This is a genomic window from Fusobacterium mortiferum ATCC 9817 (assembly GCF_000158195.2).
GTDB classification, from domain to species: Bacteria; Fusobacteriota; Fusobacteriia; order Fusobacteriales; family Fusobacteriaceae; genus Fusobacterium_A; species Fusobacterium_A mortiferum.
This window is the reverse complement of sequence record NZ_GL987991.1, coordinates 51029-52376: the sequence shown is the minus strand read 5'-3', so window position 1 is coordinate 52376 and position 1348 is coordinate 51029. Positions and strand designations below refer to the sequence as shown.

The window sequence follows — 1348 nt, the reverse complement described above, 5'->3', positions numbered from 1 at the left end:
TTGTTTAACAAAAGTTAACTGGATAATTTATTTACATATAATGATTCAACTTTTAATATAGGCAATATTAAATTTTTATTTTCTAGTTTTAAAACAACTGAAAATGGAAATGTAATAATAAAAATAGATAATCCAAATTTTAAAAGTGTACTATTTTGTGATTGTAGAAGTGACTTCTATAGAACATATCCGAATAATTTACCAGTATTAGATTACTATGGAGATAGCAACTTGAGATTTTATATTCCAAGTGATTTCCCTATAGGTAATAACATACATTATATGATAATAGGAACCATCTAATTCTTTTTTTAAAGACTGGATAATCTAAGTGGAATTAAAGAATATAACTATTTATATGTGAATAGGACAAATAATTATCCTCAAAATATTGGAGATACTATTGTATTATCTGAATCATATTCAAAATATCATTTTATAAATATAGAAGTAGTGAATTCAGGTATTTTTAGAGAATATTTAATACCAACACAAGAACTAACACAAATTGAAAACCTTAATTATAAGTATAATATTAATGGTTTTATTTTAAAACCTTCAAAAGATGGAACTACTTTATCAATTGTTGATATACCAAAAGATGGATATAAGAAATTAAATATAATTGCTGGCATATTAAAAAAATAGATCTAAGTTTTTATATTTTTCTCCATGGTGTCCAATTTATATAAAAAGCTCTTACAAAGAATTGGAACAGCAAACAATTTCTGGGTATCATGGAAAGAATTATAATTATTTCCATGTTCCAAAAACTAACCAAGAAATATATGAACTACCACCATTAAATGAAATCTCTATGCTTTTATATTCTAGTATTCGACTAGGATATGCTTTTGCTGCATTTAATGCACTAGCAGCCCAAAATGCTGTGGATTTAAATGGTTCTAAGAAAGGGATTGTTAATATTGAACCCATTTCTGGAGTATAGTCAGTTATTTGTCCGTATTGAATCATTAAACCATTACTATATTTTAAACAATTTTTATTATTATCTTTGGTAAAAGTTATCAAATTATCCAGTTAACTTTTGTTAAACAAATGAGCTGATTGAATTAAATATACTCCACCACTTGATGTTTTAACAGTGAGAGTTGCTCCTACCATAGTTCCTTTATAACTTGCACCATTAAAATCATCTCCTATTCCAGAAGTTAAATTGTCAGATGCTAGATTAGATATAGTAACTTCTCCTGATGAGTTCCACTTTTGAAATATAATTTGAATCCCTTTTATTTTATTCAAATTAGTCTTTTTAAAAGAATATTAAAATTTTTAGTTGTATTTTTAAATATAACAACTAAAGAAAAAAACCTTTAAGTTAACTCAG

The 1348-nt window shown here is 25.1% G+C and carries 3 protein-coding genes; 1 reads left to right on the top strand and 2 read right to left on the bottom strand.

What is annotated here, in order from left to right; genetic code table 11:
* Nucleotides 1-360: 360 nt before the first annotated feature.
* Complete coding sequence (locus FMAG_RS06755; RefSeq protein ID WP_005885328.1) at nt 361-648, top strand: hypothetical protein; 288 nt, start codon at nt 361-363, stop codon at nt 646-648.
* Nucleotides 649-753: 105 nt separating this feature from the next.
* Here the strand turns inward: FMAG_RS06755 and FMAG_RS13810 are convergent, their stop codons facing one another.
* The gene (locus FMAG_RS13810) at nt 754-975 is read right to left on the bottom strand and encodes a hypothetical protein (RefSeq protein WP_147368753.1); all 222 of its coding nucleotides are present in this window, start codon (nt 973-975) and stop codon (nt 754-756) included.
* Between the two features lie 66 nt (nt 976-1041).
* Entirely contained in the window at nt 1042-1263 is a 222-nt protein-coding gene (locus FMAG_RS06745) for a hypothetical protein (RefSeq protein WP_040493852.1), read from the bottom strand.
* Between the last annotated feature and the right edge of the window lie 85 nt (nt 1264-1348).

Excerpts from the sequence above, each read along its gene's own strand:
- FMAG_RS13810 (WP_147368753.1), bottom strand. The coding sequence starts at position 975 with ATGATTCAATACGGACAAATAACTGACTATACTCCAGAAATGGGTTCA.